8 protein-coding genes are annotated in these 18,294 nt (G+C 37.6%); 6 read left to right on the top strand and 2 right to left on the bottom strand.

Annotated features, from left to right (window positions below):
- Nucleotides 1-19: 19 nt before the first annotated feature.
- The gene (locus K9N40_03840; protein ID MCF7813598.1) at nt 20-5,722 is read right to left on the bottom strand and encodes a T9SS type A sorting domain-containing protein; all 5,703 of its coding nucleotides are present in this window, start codon (nt 5,720-5,722) and stop codon (nt 20-22) included.
- Nucleotides 5,723-6,131: 409 nt separating this feature from the next.
- On the opposite strand from K9N40_03840, the gene K9N40_03835 reads away from it, so the two are divergent.
- The 5 genes from K9N40_03835 to K9N40_03815 all read left to right on the top strand — a co-directional run bounded on the left by K9N40_03835 (nt 6,132) and on the right by K9N40_03815 (nt 12,904).
- Nucleotides 6,132-6,338: a cold shock domain-containing protein gene (locus K9N40_03835; GenBank protein MCF7813597.1), complete on the top strand. Its 207-nt coding sequence runs from the start codon at nt 6,132-6,134 to the stop codon at nt 6,336-6,338.
- 223 nt (nt 6,339-6,561) lie between these two features.
- Entirely contained in the window at nt 6,562-7,143 is a 582-nt protein-coding gene (locus K9N40_03830; GenBank protein ID MCF7813596.1) for a PadR family transcriptional regulator, read from the top strand.
- Entirely contained in the window at nt 7,140-8,459 is a 1,320-nt protein-coding gene (locus K9N40_03825) for a TolC family protein (GenBank protein MCF7813595.1), read from the top strand. The genes K9N40_03830 and K9N40_03825 overlap by 4 nt, the downstream gene beginning before the upstream one ends.
- 10 nt (nt 8,460-8,469) lie before the next feature.
- Nucleotides 8,470-9,561 (top strand): efflux RND transporter periplasmic adaptor subunit, encoded by a 1,092-nt coding sequence (locus K9N40_03820; GenBank protein MCF7813594.1) that lies wholly within the window; start codon nt 8,470-8,472, stop codon nt 9,559-9,561.
- A gap of 178 nt (nt 9,562-9,739) precedes the next feature.
- Entirely contained in the window at nt 9,740-12,904 is a 3,165-nt protein-coding gene (locus K9N40_03815; GenBank protein MCF7813593.1) for an efflux RND transporter permease subunit, read from the top strand.
- 102 nt (nt 12,905-13,006) lie between these two features.
- On the opposite strand, the gene K9N40_03810 is transcribed toward K9N40_03815, so the two are convergent.
- Nucleotides 13,007-14,119, bottom strand: coding sequence for an ATP-grasp domain-containing protein (locus K9N40_03810; GenBank protein ID MCF7813592.1), 1,113 nt, complete (start codon nt 14,117-14,119; stop codon nt 13,007-13,009).
- 351 nt (nt 14,120-14,470) lie between these two features.
- On the opposite strand from K9N40_03810, the gene K9N40_03805 reads away from it, so the two are divergent.
- Nucleotides 14,471-18,088: a carboxypeptidase regulatory-like domain-containing protein gene (locus K9N40_03805; protein ID MCF7813591.1), complete on the top strand. Its 3,618-nt coding sequence runs from the start codon at nt 14,471-14,473 to the stop codon at nt 18,086-18,088.
- The last annotated feature ends 206 nt before the right edge of the window (nt 18,089-18,294 follow it).

Below are 18,294 nucleotides of genomic sequence, written 5' to 3'. Positions count from 1 at the left end.
AGATTATTAAACTCGACTTTTATCTCAGCATTATCATTTTCTTAGTTGCAGAATATTCTCCCGCTTTCATGTTGTAAAAATAAATTCCTGAAGATACTGTTTTGCTGTTATCGTCTTTTCCATTCCAGGTAATGGAATGATTTGCTGCTGGCAGTATTTCATGAAGAAGTGTCTTTACCTTCTCACCTTTCAAATTATAAATGTCAATTGAAGTAAGAGTTTCTTTGTTTAATGTAAACTCAATGTCGGTTGCTGGATTGAAAGGATTTGGACTATTTCCAACCAATTCTGTTTTTGCTGGAATCAATTGATTTCCTGCTTCTGTCATATTGACCTGCAGTATAACACAAGCCGATTCATAATTGTCATAAACAGCTGAAATTCCGTATACGTGGAGTCCTGGAGTAACATAGTTGTCAAAATAAAATGTCTGCAGCAAATTATCTGCAACAAGTTCCGAATCCTTATAAACTCTATAATGACTGAAGCTTCTACTTGTGTCTTCGGGAGGATCCCATTGAAATAAAACCATCATTGGAGCTGTAATTTGATATGTAACATTAGAAGGCGGAGATAAAACAACATCAACTTCTACTTCGTTAGAGGGAGCTGATTCTCCTTCTACATAATAAGCGGTAACGTAATATGTGTAATTCCCATGATTCAATCCCACATCGATAAACTCGGTATTTGTAATCGGTCCAGTTTCCTCTATCATAACACCGTTTCGGTAAATTCGATAATTATCAAATTCACGATTTTCGGTAGCTTGATTCTTTGATCTTTTAGTAGAGCGAATATTTTCTGTTCCCGGCATTTCCCAGGAGAGATATACATCATTGGAAACTGTTTCGGCAGTAAGGTTTTGAGGAGCATTGTTGGGATTTATTTCATCCAAAACAAAATCAATATTGGTTGTTTGCCAATTCTGCACGTTTATGCCAGAAGCAGTTGATGAAACATAACCAGGTAAAAATGCTGTCACATCATAAGTTCCTTCAGGAACGGGTAGAAGATAATCGCCGTTGGCATCTGGATGTTTGGTAATATCTCCAGCCCAAACTTCCACAGTCAGAATATTTCCAGTCCCACCATTCAAGGTTACATTTCCCATAATAAAGCCATGAGGTTCTAAATCTATTGAAGATAAAGAAAAATCATCAATGATCCAGCCATCTACAGTATAATTTGTTGTGCCCAGAACTCTGAAAGCAAGTTGGAAAGTGGCAGATCCAACATCAGGTGAATCTACTATCAGATTTTCCATTTGAGGTGGAATTGTAGAACCCGGTTGGCTCCAGAACTCATTCCAATTTTCACCATCACTTGTTGTGACGATACTGACAGTATAATTGCGTAGATTAACAAGCAGTGTATGACGGAATGAAAGTTCCAATTCTGTAGAACCCAGAGTGTTTATGACCGGTGTTATCAGATAGTCGTCATAAAATTCGTTTGGCATACAGATAGCAGCAATTTCTGGAAAATCACCACCAGCTACATTGCTATTGGAATAACTCCAACCTCCTGAGTTTGTTTGATCGGTTTGAATTTCCCAACCTATAGGTGGAAAGATAGCGAATTCTTCTGTAACAGAGACTAGAGCTTGAGATACGTAGAGCAATAAATCGTGCTGAACTGAATAGCTTGAACTGCTGGAAAAATCTAAATCTATAGTTCCTTCATGTTGGATCGGTGCACCATTTGATAAAGAAATATCTACAAAAACATCCAGAATTTCACCTGCATTCATATTGCCAATTGTAATTGAACCCGAAATAATATTGAAATAAGGGTCATTTGTTGAACAGAGCAAAGTAACATTTTCTACAGGAGACAAACCTTGATTTTCTAATGTGAGCTGCAATTGACCAGTTTCACCGGGATCTAAAATATGATTATTTCCATCCAAAATGATATTGTCTGCTATCTGGATATCAGGAGCGTAAGCCGTTAATGAAAAGAATAGAGTCCAATTATCATTGCTGCTGGAAACGTTCAATTCAAATGGAATGTAATGCGCATTTGGGCAGAGTTCAGAGATCTCGATTGAGAAATCGGTTTGATTTACAGCAGTTCCATACCCGCTGATATTTCCATAATTTGAGTTATCATTATAAATTGTTACAAATTGATCGTTACTGGTAAGCACTGCCGAAACGTTGTCAGCAACATTTTGACCCAGATTGTTTAAGTTAATTTGAATATCTGCAGTTTCACCATATTCCAGTATTCCGTTGCCGTTTGCATCATTGAATGAGATCTCTCCCAACACTAAAAAAGGCTCCACATAATCCATCGGTTCTCCAGCGAACAAAATTGCCATTTCATCTTCCAGTTCTTTTGCTGTACTGGGATATGTATTGTTGAATGTGTATTCCAAACCGATTGTGCTGGTATGATCTTCAATTCCTACGGTAGCATATTGACCATGTCCGACCAGCGGAGTTCCGTAAGAACCCTGATCTACATTATTAACAGTCATGTATTGAAATTTTATCATATTATTGCTGTTGGAAGTGGGATAATAATTCTGGTCATAAATAATCATCTGAAATGTTTCTTCATCGCTGTTGTATTCATTGAGCACGCGTGACCATTCAATGACGAAAATATGCATGGAATCAAAATACTGATAGATTACGTCTCCATTGATCACAAGCAGATCATCCCAGAATGGAGCTATAATCGGTGATGGACCGAGTGGACCGGGAATTGTCCAGTTCATAAATGACGTGAGATCACAAGATCCAGGTGCTGCCCAGCCGTTTGTACAAATTGATATCGAATTATAAACTTGATTGTAAAATGAAAGATCAAATGGAAGGTCAACTTCCTCCACCTGGCCGGAATTTCCCAGATCAAGGAAATTAATGATTGTACCACTACCGCCATAATTTGGATCGATCTCGATCCAGTCATAAGTCGGACATTCCATATAATCGGTATCTCCATCATCATAGCAGTAATATCCACCAGCATCTGGTCCAGTCGGATCGGCTATATTCGGTTCTCCAATTTCAATTTCAAATTCCAGACAATCCTGATAACCATCTGCATTGTAAACATTTAATTGCAATGTGTAAACAGAACCTGGTACGGTTGGTGGGAGAGCAGTTAAATCAAAATTATCTACATTATTGGTGCTTGAACTGCCTGCTATAATATTTCCAAAAGAACCTGAATTGTCATTGACCACGATCATATTATCTGTGCTGACAAGTTCAGCCCAGATGTCGGCGGCATCGATTGAACCGATGTTTTCCAGTGTTATTTCCATTTGGCTAGTTTCACCAGGGTCCAAAATTCCATTCGAACCATCGTCAATAGTGAAATCCTGGAAGGTGATTTCCGCTGCACTGATTGGCAGAAAGATCGTATCAATCCAGAAAGGATCGCCACTTTGCATAATTATGATTTCCAATTCAATTTCAGCGCTGTTCAGAACATCAGCATCGAGGCTGAAATCAAAATCATCAAGCGAATTTGCAGTAGCTCCCACCGCGATATTTCCAAATGTTTCCGAATCATCTGATATTGTGATAAAATCATTCTCTGTGCTGATGACAGCGGTTACATTATTGGCAGTTTGAGTACCGTTATTTTTTAATGTTACGATCAGTTCAATAGTTTCTCCGGGATTGATTACACCATCTCCATTTCCACTGGAATTTCCACTGTTGTCATCGTCTATCTGAACAGATTCCACAGCTACAAAACTGGTTGCCTGCTGAATATCGAAACTTCCTAAATGTGGAATGAAATTATGTTTTGTCACTGTCAGGTCTACTTCTCCTGATGCATTATCGGGAAGTGGTAAAACCGCGCTTCCGCTGGCATCGGTAAAAGCTATTTCTCTGATCGTGTCATCTCCCTGCAAAATACTGATCCAGGCATTCTCTACAGGATTGCCAGATGAATCTGTAACTTGCACAGGAATGAAATTGCTGCCTTGGGGAATGTTTGTATTATAAATTACATTTAAATCCTGAGGAACATCTGTCCATAACTCACAACCAGGATCTCCCATCAGGTTATTCCAATATGAAAATTGGTTTACATGATTTCCAGGATTACCAGGATAATTCATATAAAGTGCCAGTTTTCCTCTATTAAGTGCACCACCAAGATTATATATTTTATCTTGAAAAATTCCATAATAAATTCCTGCATCTACGCAGTTATTGAAGCAAGTGTGAGTATTTCCTGTTGCAGTGGCAATAGCACCGATAGCTCCCTGCGGCTGGGAAGGTGTTCCTGCTTTCAAAAAAGCTTCGCTTCTACAATCGATAGTTCCTTCAAAATCACCTGTGATACAAGTGATAAAAACAGCTGCAGGCAGCATCCAACCATTATTGAGTCCATAAATGTGATTCACGTTAAATCCACTCATATTGGCAAAACCGCGATAATTAAAATAACTGACTCCACTATTTATATTGCTGCTCATCTGCATTTGCCAGCTGCCTTGAGAATTGTTATAAACTTCTGTGATATTCATATCAGGAGCGTTCAAGGCGACCATGTCTCGAACATTCATTTTGGTGTCGATACATGAAGTACCCGAAAAAGTTGGATCTCCTACTACCAGAGTTTTATTATACCAATCAACATTTGTGATAAAAGGTTCTTTTTCGTAATGTAGAATTTTGGATGCGATAGTCTGTAATTCCGAAATACTATTGAACGATAATCTACCCAGATGAACATCTGCCAGAATATCATCCCCTTCCAGCAAACTATAATATTGATCACCCTCGCCAGTATAATAGCCGCCATCCAAATGAGCAGTTGGCACGTTATAATTCACACCAGGGCCGGCATCACCAACCAGACACACAAACTCAGGAGGATTTGGCCAAGTGTCATAGGCATTTTGTATGTAATCTTTCACATCTTGCAAGTCCGAGCCTGTTTCTGTAGTACTAACTGCATGAACTTCAAATCCTTTCTGCCGTTTCCAGTCAGAAATATACTCCAGGTTATCGAGAACATCATTTCCTGCCGCATAGATAAACAGATAACAGGGATCTTGATAGTCATCTTCCCGCAGAGAAAAATCATCATAATTTAATATTGTAGACTGGTAAAGCGGTTCAAAGAATCTCGATAATTTTCTGTTTGTTGTTTTTATATTTTCGCCAGCACCGTTTTGCGGAATCAATTCTACTTCTACTTGACTGTAAACAACAAGTTCATTTGTTGCTGCATTATATTGGAAAGGATTTATTGTAACATTTACAACTCGTAAATCTCTTAAAATCGCAGGTTGGCCAACTTCAGCGATCTGGGTAGGAAATACTTCTGAGCTTCTGTAAAAATCATCGTTGATAATAAATTCATTTCTGTTCTGCTGGCTCTCACTTTGTAATTCCTGAGCCGGAAGAACTTTTACATTTTGATATCTCTGCTCTCCTAATATGTTTACTTGTAATCGAACATTTCCATAATCTGGAATGGCTACTAAACGACTGAAGCGTGGGAGGGATGGCATCCCAACTGCTAAGAAATGACCTTCATTCTGATAAGATATCTTCTGAAATTCTTCTCCTCGTTCTGTAATATTCTGCATTTCAAATCCATCCAAATTGAAACTGATTATTGTGGACATTCCATCCGAAGAAGCTGAAAATAAATCTGAACTATTTGATATCTGCACCCATTCTGCAGATGTGAGGGAAATAAGTGTGAGTAAAATTGTTAATAAAATTCCTTTTTTCAAAACTTGCTCCTAACACTTTTTATTTGCTGAGTAACCAAGCAATTTCTCTGCCAAATAAATATTTATCATAGTCTGAATTTGGTAATTTACTATTTTTCAATTATATGGATTCACTTAAAATTCAGAAAAGAATTTTTTTATCTTGTTTTTTGTAAGTTCAATTCAGCAGTTTGCTCGATAACGCAGAAGCTTTGTTTATCATTATCACAAATCTTTTGTGAAAATTTCTAAATGTGGAGATCGTTAATTATTACTTTTAAGGAAATTGCGTACACAAATGTACAAGTGCGTTCAGTTCTGAACAAAATAATTAGATAAAAAGCTTGCAAGTTTTTTTCAACAACAAAATTTCTGTAATTCAGCTTATATGATAAACATATTTTGCTGGTAAATTTTGAGAGGTAAAAAAATGAGAGGAACAGTAAAATGGTTCAATGATGCCAAAGGTTATGGCTTTGTTTTAGACGAGAAAGGTAAAGAGTATTTTGTTCATTGGAAGGCAATTTATACTGTGGAAAATGAGCGTAAATTTTTAAGAGACGGTGAAGCGGTGGAATTCGATATTGCTGCAACTGATAAAGGTGATCAGGCAATAAACGTTGTAAGATTAAACTAATAATAACAGATATTTTTTTTACAAAATATAAGCCTTCGATCATGAAGGCTTTTTTTGCGTCAGAATATTCTACTTTCGAATAATATATTTGACAATATTATCAAATTGTAATTTGTGTCTCTATTGGAAAGTGGAATAGTTGAATTGAAATTACTGGAAAATTAAGCAGGATAAATTTGCTTTTAATGTCTTTAAAGTTAGAATAGTAATAATTGGAGGTGAAATGTCGAGAGTAGATTTAGTCGTGCTGGGTTTGCTAAAGCACCAGCCGATGCATGGTTATAAGATAGTCAGCTTCTTCGAAAAGAGGGGACTGACTTTGTGGACTCGCGTCAAAACAGCATCGGTTTATAAAGCTTTACAACGTCTGGAAAAACATGGTTTCATCGTGGGAAAGAAGAAACAGGAAGATAACAATCCTCCCAAAAAAGTTTTTACAATAACTGCTTCTGGAAAGAAAAAATTTATGGAAATCTTAAGATACTATTTGTTCCAGGAAGATGTGCGGAATTCTCCGATGGATTTCTGGAATGCAGTACGATTTATTCGTAAGAATATTTCGCGAGATGAATTCATCAGAGCTTTAGATAATCATGAAAAATGCTTGAACGAGCATGTGCAAATGATGAAAAAGAAACATCACAAAAACCTTTCCAAAAAAAACATGGATAATCTTCCATTTTATGCGAAGATAATGATGAACAAAATGAAAAAAATATTTGAAATGGAGATAAATACAATTTCAGAAATGAGAAAAGCGGCTTTGAAGCCGGAAAATCAAAACGACTTTGCGGAGGAAGAATGAAAATAATTTTAAATATAATTCTGCTGGTATCATTTGTATCTTTGTCGGCTCTCAGTTTGGAAGAAGCAAAGCAGATAGCATTGCAGAACAGTCCGGAGCTTCTGGCAGCAGAGCAGTCAAAAAAGGCCAGCAAAACAAATTTGTGGAGCAGTTATTTGTCGATTGCACCATCTGCTACAATTAGCGGTAGTTACACTTATTTTGATGAAACACAAAATAACTTTGGATCAGATTATGATGCTTCCATAAATTATAGTTTAATTGTAAATCAACCTATTTTTAATGGTGGAAAGGTCTGGTTGGGAGCCAGCATCAGCAAAGATGCACACAAAATGTCTCAGCAATCCTTCCAAAATTCATATCTGCAAACAATAGTAGACGTTAAAACTAAATATTTTGCAGTTCTTAAAAACAGAGATCTATTAAAAATTGCTAAATTGAATTTACAGAATTCCCAAACGAATGTAAAAATTGCACAGGCAAAATATGAAGCCGGCAGTATTTCTAAATCTGAATTATTGCAGCTGCAGGCAGAACAGGCAACTAAAGAAGTTAATCTTCTGCAGATGCAGATGCTTTATGAAAACAGTTTGTTAGATCTGATGAATTTTCTGCAAATGGATGATGTCGATGAGATCGAGGAAGTAGCCAAAACAGATTACGAGTCTGAATTGGAGATCTTGAAAGATCAGGATATGAATGATTTGGAAAATCTGGTTCAGAAAATTTTGCAAAAAGGCTTGGAAAGCAATCCAACTTTGAATATCGCCCGCATCGGAGTGAATACGAATCGAAAATCAATGTGGGTTTCTGGCGGGAATTTTCTGCCCTCTTTGAACCTGCAATATTTAAAACGTTGGGATAAATATGATTTTGAAAATGATCTGAATGAAAACAGCGGTCAACTCAGTCTGAATTTTTCAGTTCCTATTTTTCCACTTGTGGATAATGGACTGGACGTAGCTACTTCCCGCTATCAATTGAAGCAATCAATCTTCGAACTGAAATCTTTGGAGAATAGTATGGAACTGGCAATCAAAAGTTCTGTTCTGAATCTGGTTGCTTCTGCTAAGACATTGCACTCAACAGATATTTCTCTGGAATATTCACGGCAGACCTACGAGCAGATGAAAGAAAGATTTTCCAATGGACAGATCTCGGCAAATGAATTGCTCTCTGCAGAGATCATGTACAACTCAGCTCAAAATCAAGCTGCACAGAGTTTTTATGATTATCTTACTGCCAAAGCCACTCTTCTTCAGCAGATGGGAACTGATAACGAAGAAGTTTTAAATAAATTTATAGAAAATATTTAAGGAGAATAAAATGATTAGAATTAAATGGATAATAGCTTTCAGTTTGATTGTGTTATTTCTGGCTTCCTGCGGAAAACCTGCCGGTAACGGACAATTCAATAGAGAAGTAAAAGAAAATGCAATTATTGTGATGGTACAGGATATGCAGCCGCGTGATCTTGATAAATACATCCGTATTACAGGAAAACTGGAAGGTTTTACAGACGTCAACCTGCTGAGTGAATCAAATGGTAAAGTAATAGAGATCTTCAAGAATCTGGGAGACTGGGTGAACAAAGGTGATGCGATCGGAAGATTGGACAATAGTGATGTTAAAAACCAATTGAAGCAGGCTGAAGCTCAACTCCTGTCTGCTGAAGCTTCTCTGGAATCGGCAACGATAAATTTCAATGTTTCGAAAAATTTATATGATAAAGAGATGATTTCCGAAAGTGAATTTCTACAGTCGAAAAGCAGTCTCAAAAGTGCCCAGGCAAATTATAACGGGCTAAAGGCTTCAGTGGAAATGGCTCGAAAAAGTCTTGAAAATTCTGAATTTACTTCGCCTGTTTCCGGTTATATTGCTGAACTAAACCTGGAAATCGGTGAAATGGTGAGCATGGGAATGCAGATCGCCGGCATTGTTAATTCCAAACAGTTAATACTTAAAACAGGAATCAGTGAAGCTGATATTCCTTATGTAAAAAAAGGAGATACTGTAACTATTTTGTATAGTGGAAATAAATATAATGGGAAAGTAACTGGCGTAGGAATTCGTCCTAAAACTGAGGGCAATAATTATCCGATAGAGGTCCTGCTTTCCAACACTGATAAAAAGCTGTTCCCGGGAATGGTTGTGGAAGGCAGAATTTTTTCCAGCACATTCGAAAACGTTCTTTATACCTCTATTGAGAATTTGAGAGAAAAATATGATCAGCAATTTGTTTATGTGATCAATGCTGATAACAGAGCTGAACACAAAATCGTAGAAATTGGAGAGAAGGTTAGTAATAATGTAATTATAACTTCCGGATTAGAAGTGGGAGACAAGCTGGTGATAGACGGCATAGACAGCTTAACGGAAAATGCTCTGGTAGAAGTTCGCAGTGGTTTCAGTAATTAAGGGAGTATAATATGAATTTAGCTCACAGATTAACACGGATCAACACAGATAGAACCTTGAAAACGGTTTCTCTTAGAGGTATTCTATCTATTAAACCTTTTCATTGGTTACTGCAATATGCAATATTCAATAACGACTTACGTTACTTCATGCCTTCTCGGCAAAAACAGGAGGCAGTATGTCTTTAGCAAAATTCTCAGTAGAAAATGGCGTTCTTATCAATATGATCATGATCATCGTGTTCATTTTAGGTGTAATGACTTTGATAAATATGCCGAAAGAGGAAGCTCCAGCTGTAGACTTCGGTGCTTTTTATATTATGGTAAGCTATCGTGGTGTATCTCCAGCTGAAATGGAAGAACTGGTCGTAAAAAAAATCGAAGATGAAATTTCTGACTTGCAGGATGTTGATTATATTACTTCCACAGCATCCGAAGGAAGAGCAATCGTCTATATCCAGATGGATGCAAATGCCGATATCGATGATGCATGGGATAACTTGAACACCGAAATGGATAAACTGAACGACCTGCCGGCTGATGCCGACGATCCTTATCTGCTCCAGCTCAAAATGCGAGAAGTAAATGAAATGTGTACGGTAGCTTTGGGCGGCGATCTTTCCGATAATGCACTGCGTGAACTGGCAGATGATTTCAAAGAAGAAGTTCTGGATGTGGATTATGTTTCCAAAGTGGAAATTGCCGGAACCAGAGATCGCCAGATCTGGATCGATACTAATATTCAAAAACTTTCCCAGTACGGACTAACTCTGAATGATCTTTCTACTGCTGTTCGCATGCGAAACCTGAATGCTCCAGGTGGTTCGATCAAAGTTGGTTATGCCGATTTTCTTATTCGCACCATGGGAGAATTCGATAATATTGATCAGATAAGCGAGCTTGTAGTAACCGCCGATAGAGGTGGCGGAGTTGTGCGAATCGGTGATGTGGCAACCGTTCGAGATACTTTGGAAGAAGCTCAGACCATCAGTAAATTGAATACAGAAAAAGCTGTTACAGTGGAAGTTTACAAAAAAGCTGATGGCAATATTATAAGCGTGATGAAAGACATTCGGGAAGAAGCAAAAGAATTTGAAAAAAGAGTGGATGGCTTAAATGTGGAAGTTCGCAACGATGGATCGATCAGGGTGCGAAACAGTGTGAATACTCTTGGTAACAACGCAATTATGGGAATTATTCTTGTTTTCATAGTTCTGTGGTTTTTTATAGGTTGGAAGAATGCCTTGTTTGCAGCCTGGGGAATTCCGTTCAGTTTCCTGCTGGCATTCATCCTGATGAACCAGTTGGATGTAACTTTAAATAATTTAACCCTGTTTGGCTTAATTCTAGTTTTGGGAATGATAGTTGACGATGCCATCATCGTACTGGAAAATATTCATCGTTATCGAGAAATGGGATTGAGCACCAAAGAAGCAGCAATTAAAGGTACGAAAGAAATTTCGTGGCCGGTAGTTGCAGCTGTAGCAACCACGATTGCCGCTTTTTTCCCCCTTATGCTTTTGGAAGGAACCATTGGTAAGTTTTTCAGGTATTTTCCAATAGTTGTTTCTCTTGCGTTATTTGGTTCATTATTCGAAAGTTTAATCATTCTTCCTTCTCACGTAGTAGATCTGGGAGGTAAGAAATTTCATAAGAAAAAAAACAAAACCGGAAAATTTTATGAGTGGTTAGTAAAAAAATATCAGAGAAATGTAAAAAAAGCACTTAAATATCGCGGTAGAACTATTCTTATCTTGTTCACGGCTATGGCTTTAGCAGGATTAGCAGTTAGATTGGGACTTGTTAAATTCCAGTTTTTTTCAAGCAGGTTACCCCAAACATTGGTAATAAATTTGGAAACTCCACCCGGAACCAGTTTAGACAAAACTGATGAAGTTGTTACTAAGATCGAAAACTTTATTCTTGATATGCCTGAGAAAGAAGATGTAGATGCTGTTGTTACAACTATCGGTAAATACAGAGAAAACTTCAATGACCAATATGACACGAAGAATGCTGAAATAAAAATTGACCTGGTAGAACTGGACGATATAAAATTTTCTCATAATCAGATCAAGAACCGCATAAGGAAGTATGTAGATAGTTTGCCAGAATTATATACATACACATTTAAAGAAGGTGGACGGGGTGGACCACCAGCTGGAGCTGATATTGAGATCAGAGTAAAAGGTGAAGATATGACACGACTGGAAGAAATTGGTGCTTACATCATTTCGGAGTTGGAAAAAATTCCCGGAACTGCTGATCTTGAAACTAGTTTTTCCGAAGGTAAGAAAGAAATTCGTATAAATCCCAAACACGATAAAATGGCTCTTTATGGACTCAATGTACAATCGATCTCCAGTTTGGTTGGTTATGCCTCTTTCGGAGGTTACATTTCCAAATACCGCGGAACAGGTATGGATGAATACGATATCGTTCTAAGAGTTAAGGAAGAGCAGATAGATAAGTTGGAAGATCTGGAAAATCTACCGATCCGTACAATGAATGGAGACGTTATTGCACTTAAAGAATTAGCAGATATGGAGATAACAACTGGTTACTCACAAATTCAACATCGTGATAGAAAAAGGATCATCACTATATCGGGCTCTGTAACAAGTTATGAAGAAAATGGTGTGAAAAAGATGCAGACTCCTGATAACGTGACGAACATCATGCGCGGTAATAAACGACTTAATCTTGAGGGAGTATTGAAAGACTTCAGTACCAGATTTCCAGGTTATCAGGTAGAATTTGGCGGACAAGCCGAACAACAGAGCAGAACCAGCAGTTCACTTAATTTTGCATTTATAGTAGCGATCTTGTTGGTATTCACTATTTTAGCAACTCAATTCAAATCTACTGTTCAACCTCTTATCGTAATGTTCACGATTCCATTTGCTCTTATCGGAGTGATCTTCGGACTGGTCGTTACCGGTTTACCATTCAGTATGATGACCATGATCTCCGTTGTTGCTTTGGCTGGCGTAGTGGTTAACGATGCTCTGGTTCTGGTAGATTTTGTGAATCGTCAGCGAGCGGAAGGTGTGGACCGCTGGAATTCTTTGATCAATGCCGGTTCTATCCGACTGCGCCCGATCATCATGACAACAGTAACAACCATTGCCGGTTTCATGCCGATAATTCTATCAACTTCCAGCACTACTTCCGATTATAAACCAATGGCTGTAAGTATCGCTTTTGGCTTGGCATTTGCTACGGTTCTCACCTTATTTGTGATCCCGGTGCTTTATTCGCTGGTAGACTCGCTGTTTGGAAAGCTGGGAATGACACGCTTCAAATCTCACGCCAGATATGAAGATTGTGTAGATTGTGAATAAATAGTAAACCTTCCGAATGGTCGAAGACCTTCTGAATGGTTGATAATAAATTAATAAAACCTGCCAGGTTTCAAATCCCTGGCAGGTTTTGCTTTTATTGCCTTATTTATCATTCGGTACAAAGAAATCATTAAATTCGGTTTTTAATAATCTTTTCAAAGAAATCTCACAATCATCTTTGATATAAGCTAAAGAGAAAACTGGATTTTTCCGATGATCAATTTCTACGTAATGAAGTGTTTCTTTCAAATATTTTAGATAAGCATCATCATCGGGTGTGTGAGTTTTTGTGTTAATGTCTTTGCCATTGTATCCCAGAACCCAACCAAAATGATTTTTTTTATACTTATTCCAAATTTTATTCCAGTCAGGCTTAAAATTCTGGAAAAAGGCATTAAATGGATTGAAACCGAAAGCATGATAAGTTAGATCTGCCAACCCGAAACCTCCGTATCTCAATGGATTCATTTCAATTGGAATAAGTTTATCATTCTCCAGTTTGAACTCAGCATGAATCGGAAAATCAGCAATTTTCAAATGCTTATTTAATTCAATGAATATTGTGTTAATACGATCATATAGTTTATCAAATATCTGGTGATTGGTATAATAGAGAACATTAAAATATTCGTTTTGTTCAGGGAATGGATGATGATAAATATTTATAATTACAGGCTCTTTTTTGTCATTGAAATACATATCAACAGCATACTCGTCACCTTCAATGAATTGTTCAATTATCAGTTCGTTTTTAGATAGGATGCTTTCGGAAAAATATTTCGTGTTTTCATTCAATTCAGTATATATTTCTTCTGCAATTAATTTTAAGTTATCACCACCATTTATCTGTTTTACAGCCGTACTAAAGAAACCTTTAACCGGCTTGATAACATACTTTTTATTTTCTTCTAATTCAGTTTTTTCTAATTCATCCAATTTACACTTCTCATAAAAAAAGTCAGGATAAATTTCACTCATCAGTTTCCTGAATTGATATTTGTCTTTTAATTTTTCAACAGCATGTACAAAGTTCTCATCCTCAGATTTTTTTATGATAATATCCAACGAGCTTTCAGTCGGAGCATAAACTTTATCGTTTTTGTTAATCGTTATTGCTGATTGCTTGAGCTCTTCTTCTGTAATCGATATTACATCTTCTTCTATCTGTTTAGTAAGTTCAGATATGTATCCTTTTCCAGTTATTATGTATTTCATAGCATCCTTATTATTAATTTTAGCGGCAAAATTTGCTGAACACTTTTTGCTGTCAATGAGGGAATCTATTCCAGGCTAACTAAATAAAACATTTGATGAATTTCTTCAAATCAAAAATCAAGAATTCCACCTGAAACAAGGATGGAAAAATGCTGAGAACAAAAATGAAATGGAAATCGAAGAATTAATTGATGATTAATTTTTTTGTAATTTATCAAAAAAACAGATACTTGCAATTATACTTTTCGTTCCCGAACTTCATTCTATGTACTATAATTTATATAAATCTCGGAATAAATATTGCATGCTGAATAAAGCTAAAGAAAGATAATAGTAGAAAGGAGTTTATAAATGAGAAAAATTTTATTTGGATTATTAATTTTTATTTTTGCCAGTTCACTTTTTGCCTGGCGCGAAGCTGAAATGGAAGTTAGAGTGTTCTACAATTCACAATCTCAACTGGAGCAGATTTATAATTTGAAATTGGATGGAGATATTTACCCCAATGGAGAAGCTATTCTTTACGTAGTTCCAACCGAATTGCAAACGTTGCAGAATCTTGGTTTGGAATATAAGATTGAAAAAGAAGACATGCGTGAGTTTGCCGTAAATTTCTGGCAAAGTCAGGATAATACCAGAGAAGCATATCATACCTGGAATGAAGTGATTGCCTTGGCAGACAGTCTGGCAGCTGCTTTCCCCAATATTTGTCAGAAAGTTGTTTTCGGTACTTCCATGGGTGGCAAGGAATTGGGAGCTTTAAAAATAACCGATAACGTTACTATTGATGAGAATGAAGCCGAAGTGATGTTTGATGGTGGAATTCATGGTGATGAGATTGGCGGACCGGAAAATATTATCAGATTTGCCAGAGATATCTGTTTGGATTATGGAACCGACCCCGCAATTACGGATTTGGTCGATAATCGTGAGATCTGGCTTTATTACATGGTGAATCCCGATGGTAGAGCTGCGATGAGTCGTTATAACAACAACGGTGTCGATCTCAATCGTGATGCCGGTTATATGTGGGATGCCTGGGGCGGAAGTTCAGGGCCTTTCTCTCAGATCGAATCCAAATACCTTCGAGATGCTACTTTCAGTCGTCAGTTTGTTGTTCACACTACTTACCACAGCGGAACTGAATCTATTTCCTGCCCCTGGAGTTATCGTTCCAGTCAGTGTCCCGATTACGCTCATATAATGCAATTAGCAGGTCATTATTCTTCTGTTTCCGGATATGCCAATTTACCATATTATCAGGGAAATACAGGAATGTATGCCATCAATGGCAGTACAAAAGATACAAATTACGGAGCGATGGGTTCGATAAGCTGGAGTATGGAAATTTCTTATGATAAACAACCTCCTACTTCGCAGCTTATGCTTTATTACAATCGCAACAAACCTTCCATGCTGGCAATGGTTGAATATGCCGGTTATGGTTTGGAAGGCGTTGTTACAGATGCCAATACTGGTGATCCTGTTACGGCAAATGTTTTTATAAATGATTATTTTCCTTGTTACACCGATCCTGCCGTGGGCGATTATCACAAATATGTTTTACCGGGAACTTATAACATAACAGTGGTAGCAAATGGTTATGAAACGCAGACAATTAATGGTGTTACGGTAACTTCAAATAATTCTACAACTACCGATTTTCAGCTTCAACCGCTGGCTGGTCAATACGTTTACAAAATACGCAGCAGTCAGATTCCCGGCAATAACAGTGCCGATGAAGGTGATACTCCAGGCGTTATTGGAGCTCCGGACGGAAGATTTTATTCCATTGGTAAAAACGGCTGGATCGTAGTTGATATGCAATATCCCATTCCGGATGGACCTGGAGATGATATCACAGTTATTGAGGGTGACACGACAGATGAAGGTTACACGGTTTACGTGGGTGAAACTCCAGATGGACCCTGGTTGAGCCTGGGTGATGGCCTGGGAACTATGGATTTTGATATTGCCAATGGTGGCCTTATCGAAGCGCAGTTCATCAAAATATCCGATGATGGAGATGGTGCCTCAACTGTGGCTGATGCGGGATTTGATCTGGATGCTGTAGAAGGTATTGCTGATATCGCTGGTGTTTATCTGGCTGTTGTGGGAACTGAATTTGATGAAATGATTGGTAATAATAACGGTTACATCGATCCTGGTGAAACGATTGATGTTCTGGTAACGATTCGCAATAATGGAGATACCCCTGCAATTGGAGTAGAAGGATTATTAACTACACCATCAGGATATGTAATCATGAATAACGATGACGTATATTATGGTGATTTGAATCCCGGTGATGAGCAGGGTGGAATTTTCACTTTTACAGTTGATGCTTCTACACCAGTACCAGAAATATTACCCTTCAATTTGAACATTACAGCGAATGCTGGATCATATTCTACCGATTTCCCGATAGTATGCACAGTTGGTATTTCCATCGAGGATTTTGAATCGAACGGATTTGATTCTTTCGATTGGGAATTTGGGGGAAATGCAGATTGGACGATCTCTTCCGATTCTTATGAAGGTAGTTATAGTGCACAATCGGGAGATATAAATCATAACCAATCATCATCTTTGATCCTTACTGCAGAAGTTGTGGCAGACGGAGAGATCAGTTTTTACAGAAAAGTTTCTTCTGAAGGAAATTATGATTATCTCAGATTTTATGTTGATGGCGATCAACTTGGTTCCTGGAGTGGAACCAGTGGCTGGACGTTGGAGACCTATCCTGTTTCTGCCGGAAATCATACCTTCAAATGGGAATATACAAAAGATGTTTATGTAAGCAGCGGTCAAGATTGCGGCTGGGTAGATTATATCGTCTTCCCACCAATTGCAGTTTCAGGTATCGATCCTGGATTTGTCAGCGGAAACGTAACTTTGCAGGGTGGAAATGGAAACGTGGAAGATGTAGCCGTGGTAGCCAGCGGAGTTTCCACTAATCCTGATGCTAATGGAGATTATCTTCTCACATTGAATCCTGGAACTTATACTGTACAAGCATCTTTAGACGGTTATAGTTTGGAAGTGGCAGAAGATGTTGTTGTGGAAAGTGGGGTTACTACCGAAAATATTGATTTCACTCTTTTAGGAATCGATCCGCCTTCCAACCTGCAAGCCACTGTTATAAATTACAACGATGTTGAATTTAGCTGGGATGCACCTTACGACGATACTTTTGAACGAAATACTCAAGTAAAAAATGATAATTCTAATGCACGCGATTTGATCGGTTATCATCTATATCTTGATGGTACTCAGATCGGGACTGTACAAATACCGAATACATCTTATGGAATGGAAGCTTTTGATGTTGGAACTTATGAAGTTTACGTTACAGCAGTTTATGACGAAGGAGAATCTGTTCCTTCCAATGTTGAGAACTTTACAATTACACTTCCTGCTCCAGAAAATTTAACTGCAGAAAGCATTGATTTGGACATTGTATTGAATTGGGATGTTCCGCAGCGAGATCTTATAGAATACAGAATTATTCGTAATGATATTGAAATTGATACAACTACAGAGACTACTTATACCGATGTTAATATGCCTGCAGGAAATTATACCTACGGAGTTTGTGCAATGTTCACCGGTGGATATCAATCAGATATTACAGAAGTTACGATCGATCATACTGACGCCGGACAAAATCTTATACCTGTTATCACGAAATTTGATAAGATATATCCAAATCCTTTCAACCCTACAACTACCATTAGTTTCAGTTTAAGTGGGAATGCTGAAGTTAACATTTCTATCCATAATATTAAGGGACAGAAGATCAAAACTTTAGTTAACCAGGAAATGGCAGCCGGTTATCATGATGTGATATGGAATGGTAAAGATGAATACGGACAGACAGTTTCCAGTGGAATTTATTTTACAATTGTAGATATAAATCAGGAAGGAACTGATTATACCAGCGTAAAGAAAGTTATTTTATTAAAATAAATTATCTAAGAAAAAAAGGAGAAAAAGCATGAAGAAAACACTAACACTTATCGTATTGGTACTCAGCCTGAGCTTGTTGTTTTCCGAGACGATCCGCTACGAAGATAGTTGGGGATCAGCGGGATTCAATTTGAACCAGCGTAGTACAAACGGCGTAAACGTGACATTTTCGATCGAGAATTTCACACTTGAAAACACTCGTATCA

Source organism: Candidatus Cloacimonadota bacterium, assembly GCA_021734245.1.
GTDB lineage: Bacteria > Cloacimonadota > Cloacimonadia > Cloacimonadales > TCS61 > B137-G9.
Note: the sequence above shows the minus strand (reverse complement) of the source record. Positions and strands in the feature narration are given on the sequence as shown.

Bases quoted from the DNA above. Each gene is read 5' to 3' on its own strand.
- K9N40_03835 (MCF7813597.1), top strand. From the start codon at position 6,132: ATGAGAGGAACAGTAAAATGGTTCAATGATGCCAAAGGTTATGGCTTT.
- K9N40_03830 (MCF7813596.1), top strand. From the start codon at position 6,562: ATGTCGAGAGTAGATTTAGTCGTGCTGGGTTTGCTAAAGCACCAGCCG.
- K9N40_03825 (MCF7813595.1), top strand. From the start codon at position 7,140: ATGAAAATAATTTTAAATATAATTCTGCTGGTATCATTTGTATCTTTG.
- K9N40_03820 (MCF7813594.1), top strand. From the start codon at position 8,470: ATGATTAGAATTAAATGGATAATAGCTTTCAGTTTGATTGTGTTATTT.
- K9N40_03815 (MCF7813593.1), top strand. From the start codon at position 9,740: ATGTCTTTAGCAAAATTCTCAGTAGAAAATGGCGTTCTTATCAATATG.
- K9N40_03810 (MCF7813592.1), bottom strand. From the start codon at position 14,119: ATGAAATACATAATAACTGGAAAAGGATACATATCTGAACTTACTAAA.
- K9N40_03805 (MCF7813591.1), top strand. From the start codon at position 14,471: ATGAGAAAAATTTTATTTGGATTATTAATTTTTATTTTTGCCAGTTCA.